This is a genomic window from Shewanella inventionis, assembly GCF_014641855.1.
Classification (GTDB): domain Bacteria; phylum Pseudomonadota; class Gammaproteobacteria; order Enterobacterales; family Shewanellaceae; genus Shewanella; species Shewanella inventionis.
The window spans coordinates 1-5,386 of the sequence record NZ_BMII01000077.1; the positions used below are offsets into that span (position 1 = coordinate 1).

Consider the following 5,386-nt stretch of genomic DNA (forward strand, 5'->3'; position numbering starts at 1 on the left):
GCCACTGTTCAAAGTTAGCGAGGGTGTTAAGGAGTTTATCTGGCATCATTGTGACCGGGTTGATTTAGTTACAATGATTAAATCAGGTTAATTGAAATAAGTTGAGCTACGCTGCCGTAAGCTCACTTTATATCGGGACTTTGTTGTGCAGCCTTTTGTTGAGCAAGGAAGTGATACCTATGAATTTATGGATTGGGATTCGCAGAAATACTGCACTGAATATATTACTCAAAAAGCCAATGCCACGGGTGTATCTATCACCATCTTAATACCACTTATTGATAAAAATGAAGTAGCGGGGAGTTCATTATGAGCCGTTATTTTTCATTTAGATTTAGAAAAGACAGCCAAGAAGCAAAGCAATCGTTAGTGTTATTTTGCCATTCCGACATTGAAGTATCTTCTTTGATTAAAGAGATCAAAGAAGATGTGATGTTGAATTTAGTGCCTAGTGACGTTGTAATTCTTGGTTATGGAATAACTGCTAGCGTAGTAGGTGGAATTATTTCTAATTCAATTTTCACTTCTGAATTTGAATCATTTGTGGGTGTTATTGAGGATAAGTTGGAATTCATCACTGTTGATGAAAATGGTGATATTACAACAGTAAGAGAAGGCGCTGCTGTATTATTTAAAAAGGAAATGATGCTTGCTGGAGCTAATGAAATCTTTAAAAGTAGAAAAGGGCTCATTACGTCTTCACCTAGTTATCACTTTTCTAAACCATCAGGGGACCATTGTGATAAGTTTATTAGAGCATCGAATTTATTTACATCAGGCGTAGAAGTCGCATTTTTAGCTATCAGCTTATTGCCATATTTAACTGATAATATTAAAAGAATATATGTTGATACTTCATCAATCTCATTCTTAGTCAGTATCGCAGTACAGTTGTCAAAAAATTTCCAGCACCAACAGCCTATAATTGAAAGCTTTGAATCATACTCAGTGTTTAAAGAGCCATATGGCTTTGTGACTAGCCCAGAAAGTTTAGTGATTGTATCCGCGACTACCAGCGGCGGCTTAGTTAAAAATCTTATTCGTGATAATGCATTCTCAACTGAAAATATTCTGACTTTATTTTTTTCACATATCCCTACTGGGCAACGTGGGCTCTTTGATATATCGAGTGTTGTGGAGTCAGGTATTACTTCAGTACCAGAAGAGCATTGTAAATTTTGTCAACAGGGCTCAAAGGTTATTCGCATTGAAGGTGAACAGTTTTTACCTGAAACACCTAAGCATGAGCTATTAGTCATTAAAAAAGTTGACTTCGATTCTAAACGTCAAAATTTCTTTAAGGAATTCGCCGTTAAGGGTCTTTTGAAGTTTGATACGTCACCAAGTGATGATTGGGAGAAAGAACATTTTTATATTGATATAAATAAGTTGCTTGAATCAGGCCCTGATACTTTTAAAGATACGCTTACAAAGAAGCTCAATAAGCATTTTTCTAGAGACATCCAAACAGTAATTTCTTTGGATGACGAAGGGTCGTGGGCGCTAACACAAACGATTCGGGCTGAAATTGGTGATGAAACTATTAAGTGGGTTAAATTCGCTGATATAAGTGAGGAAGATCTGAAGGATAGCCAGTCAGTATTTGTTGTGGCTGGAGCGATAACATCTGGAAGAAAGCTGCTTGCAACGGCAAGAAAGCTACGTGGCATCGCAAAGTCTGCAACGATTACTTACTTTGTTGGCTTTTCAAAATTACCAAATCAAACATCATTTGAGCAGCTTGAAAAAGACTTATGTTTAGGAGGGTTTGAGCTGGTTGTTTTAAGGAGTTGTAACTTACCTAGATTTAGTGAGAAGAGTAAATCGGTGTGGGATATAGAAAAAGAGAAACTTTCAGCCTTCAGTGAGATTGAAGATCCTTTATCTGACACCCCAGAGAGATTACCAAATCTACTGGCCGCTAGAGCTAAGACTCTTGAGGCAGCTTCCTCTGATGATTTGTTTTTAACATCAGCTAAAGGTGAGCCATTGAAGTTGCGAGAGACTTTTGCTTTTTGGACTAATTTAGGGCTTAACACTCAGAAGGCTAGCCAAGCAGACGTTTATTGGACAATTCAAGCTATTTTGCATGATTTAAGGATAAAGAGTGATAGCGGTTTAGCGACGACTTATCACTCCACATTGATTAGCCCTGTCTGTTTTGATCGTTATAATGATGGCGTAATTCAAGCTTGTTTATTAAGAGCAGCAAAACCTATTGAGTTAAATTATGCCGTCGATGAAATTTACAGTCGTCAAATGACAGATATCATCATTTCAATTATTAAAAACTTGGATAACCCTCAAGGTGAAGCATCCTTGGAGTTCCTTTTTGCACTATGGGCTGGTCAACTAAAAGTACTTGATGGTCACCTCAAGGAAATTATAGCGTTAGAAACGGATGGTATGCCCGATGATGTAGTTTTTATATTAGAAAAATTATCCCATATACATGAAAGTTAGTTAAAAAATTGATCACTGAGTTAACTACGATGTACTAGCTCAGTTCAATCAGTGCGTTGGTAAATGAAGATTTTCAATTAGTAAAATACATCCCCAACCATGGTTACGTCTTTTTGAAAATGGTTTAATCCCAGTTGACTAACTTATGGAGACTGTATGGCTAGAATTACGTCAGAACAGTACGAGCCAGCATTCGAGTTTGCTTTGAAAGTTGAGTCGGGGCAGACAAATCGAAGTGCCGCGACTGCACTGTTATCTAGTCATACAGGTTTAAAATCAAGTTCATCGGCATTCTACCTAAACGCCTTGCTAGCAATGCTTGAGGGGACTGTTTACAAAAAGACGATAAGCTTGGCGGCAACTCGTTATTATCTTGAGCGCTTCAAAAATGATATGTCGCCTGAAGCCCTTGAACGAGCATTGGTTGCCGTTGAATTACATTTAGATTATTACGCTGTACAAGGGAAAGGTGAACAAGTCTCCATAAGAGCGCTGGTGGACTCATATAGAGCCAAGCTGGCGTTATCTGTGACAGAGATTATCTATCCAGATGAAGTACCTCCGCAACTAACAGGCTTCATTGAAGGCAGAGTAAAGCAAGTTACCATCAATGCTTATGAGCGAGACCCAGAAGCAAGAACGGTTTGTATCGCCAAGTTCGGTGCGATTTGCCAAGTCTGTGACTTTGATTTTGAAAAGACCTATGGCCAAATAGGTAAAGGCTTTATTCATGTGCACCATAAGGTTGATTTAGCCACGATTGGTGAAAGCTACCAAATCGACCCGATTAACGACCTTATTCCCGTTTGTCCTAACTGTCATGCAATGCTTCATACGGAAAAGCCTGCTATGAGTATTGAGAAGTTACAGCGGATAATTGATAACTCTAATGCCTAATAATTAAAACATGGAAGTTGAAATGAATAATTCAAGTGATACAGAACACCTAAACCAAGAAAAAAGTAGACTCAGAGATTACCAACAAGCAGCCGTAGACGCGCTCTCTAAAGCTTTGCACTCTGGGCCAAATATTGGGTTATTGATTATGGCTATTGGTACAGGGAAAAGCCTAGTAATCGCTCAGGCAATCGCATCTAATACCATTTTTCGTAGAAGTATCGTCATAGTAAAGCTTCGGGAACATAAGAAACAGCTTAGTATGCTGCTCAATGATTTAGGAGAGTTGAGTACTTCTTTTGATGTTATCACTTATAAAACCTTCTCAGATAATCAAGGAAAATATTCAAATGCAGATGTCTACTACTTAGTAGACCTTGATGGCAAAGCCGCCATTAATGCAAGTGAACTCATTAGAAAAAGTAATAAAGAATCTAAAGTACTTATTGCAACATCTACTCCTTCATCGGATTTGGTTGAATATGCTAATAGCAATGTTATATATGAATACTCAATTTCTCAAGCAATAGTTGATGAGTATTACCTACCAGTTAAAGTCATTCAACCTTCGCTGGATCTTATACTTAATAGCAATAGCTTGGATGTTGATATCTCATCATCGAGTGTACATCTAGCCCAAGTCGAGGCGCAGCTAAGCCATTGGCTTAGCCAAGTAAAAATAAATCATGGAGACAAGATAGTAGTACTCTGCCGAAATATTATGGAGGCAGGCTATTATTTTCAAACATTAAGTCATTTACTGTCCGGAGTAACTGGCGTTGCTATCAATACCTCATTGATTACTTCTGATAGCCCTGACCCTGGGCAACTTATTCGTACTTTCCAAAATGACGAATCTGCTCACATAGCTTTAAGTGTCAGCTTACTTTTAGAGGAGGGGAGCGACCTGGGAAACATCGTTCACTTAGTGAACTTTAAGCCCCTATCTCTATCACAAGCACATCGATTAGTAGGCCTAGTAGCAAGACCGTCAGAAGGAAAATCCTTTGGAACAATTTGGGATTACGCAGGGCTCAACTGGAATGAGCCTAGTTTAGGGGTCGATCTTGAGAACTCTCAGCTATCCGTTACCTACAGAGTTTATCGAATAGAACCCAAAGGGGATCAAGAGAATAAAACGGATTTACTAGGTAGAGGTACACTGGTCCATGTATTGAAAGGAATAATCGAATCGGACTCTAAGTTCAAGCCGTTCACAGTAGGACTATTCGGCAAATGGGGGACTGGAAAAAGTACAATTATCAATTTATTAAAGCGGGATTTCGAAGCAAATTCTAACTATCGTTTCAGCATTTTTAATGCCTGGGAAAATGAGCATTGTGATTTTATGGCGGGCGCGTTAGCTCATCACTTAGCTACGGACCTTTACTCTCAAAAAAGCCTTCTAAAACGTATTTACATGCTTGGTAAATATAGAATTTTCTTACAAAGGGACACTCTAAGAAACGCCTTAATTTGGTGGGTGCTCATTGGGATTGCTGCCCTTGCGGTAATCAGTACAGGGCTGATCGACAGCTTTTGGGCTGAAAGTGATAAATCACCAATCATAGTTTCTGGAGTAGTATCAGGTTTCGCTCTGACCATATTTGGGATCGCTAAAAATCTCTGGGCTAGTCCTTTCTTGAAAAAAATAAACTCTATAAGTAACTCCCCTGACTATTCAAAGCACTTGGGTGTTGCTCAGTATCTCAAAGAAGATATACGGGCTTTAATCGATTCGTACAGCTTTTCAACTCAACGCTACTTTGTAACAAAGTTTAACTCTTTATTTGACTCGAAAAAAAATGAGCTTCCTGAGAAGACTCAAAATATTGGAAAAAAAATCATACTCGTAATCGAGGATTTAGACCGCTGTTCTCCTGATCGAATTGTTAATACCCCCCTGTGTCAGGATAGTTGTCGCCTCAGTTTTTCATAAAAATAAAACAGGGAGCGGTAAGTTAGTTATGAATGAAGCATTATCCAGAAGAGCATAAGCAAGCCGTCATTAGAAAGCTCCTTGAAA

4 protein-coding genes are annotated in these 5,386 nt (G+C 38.6%); all 4 read left to right on the plus strand.

Annotation, left to right across the window (positions count from 1 at the left end; genetic code table 11):
* Window positions 1-145 precede the first annotated feature (145 nt).
* The 4 genes from IEW93_RS21440 (at window position 146) to IEW93_RS21455 (ending at window position 5,299) form a co-directional block, all read left to right on the plus strand.
* Window positions 146-313 (plus strand): hypothetical protein, encoded by a 168-nt coding sequence (locus tag IEW93_RS21440; RefSeq protein ID WP_188741238.1) that lies wholly within the window; start codon window positions 146-148, stop codon window positions 311-313.
* Entirely contained in the window at window positions 310-2,463 is a 2,154-nt protein-coding gene (locus IEW93_RS21445; RefSeq protein WP_188741239.1) for a hypothetical protein, read from the plus strand. The genes IEW93_RS21440 and IEW93_RS21445 overlap by 4 nt, the downstream gene beginning before the upstream one ends.
* 156 nt (window positions 2,464-2,619) lie before the next feature.
* Window positions 2,620-3,360 (plus strand): HNH endonuclease, encoded by a 741-nt coding sequence (locus IEW93_RS21450; protein ID WP_188741240.1) that lies wholly within the window; start codon window positions 2,620-2,622, stop codon window positions 3,358-3,360.
* A gap of 22 nt (window positions 3,361-3,382) precedes the next feature.
* Window positions 3,383-5,299, plus strand: a complete 1,917-nt coding sequence (locus IEW93_RS21455; protein ID WP_188741241.1) for a P-loop NTPase fold protein — start codon at window positions 3,383-3,385, stop codon at window positions 5,297-5,299.
* Window positions 5,300-5,386 lie beyond the last annotated feature (87 nt).

Excerpts from the sequence above, each read along its gene's own strand:
- IEW93_RS21445 (WP_188741239.1), top strand. The coding sequence starts at position 310 with ATGAGCCGTTATTTTTCATTTAGATTTAGAAAAGACAGCCAAGAAGCA.
- IEW93_RS21450 (WP_188741240.1), top strand. The coding sequence starts at position 2,620 with ATGGCTAGAATTACGTCAGAACAGTACGAGCCAGCATTCGAGTTTGCT.
- IEW93_RS21455 (WP_188741241.1), top strand. The coding sequence starts at position 3,383 with ATGAATAATTCAAGTGATACAGAACACCTAAACCAAGAAAAAAGTAGA.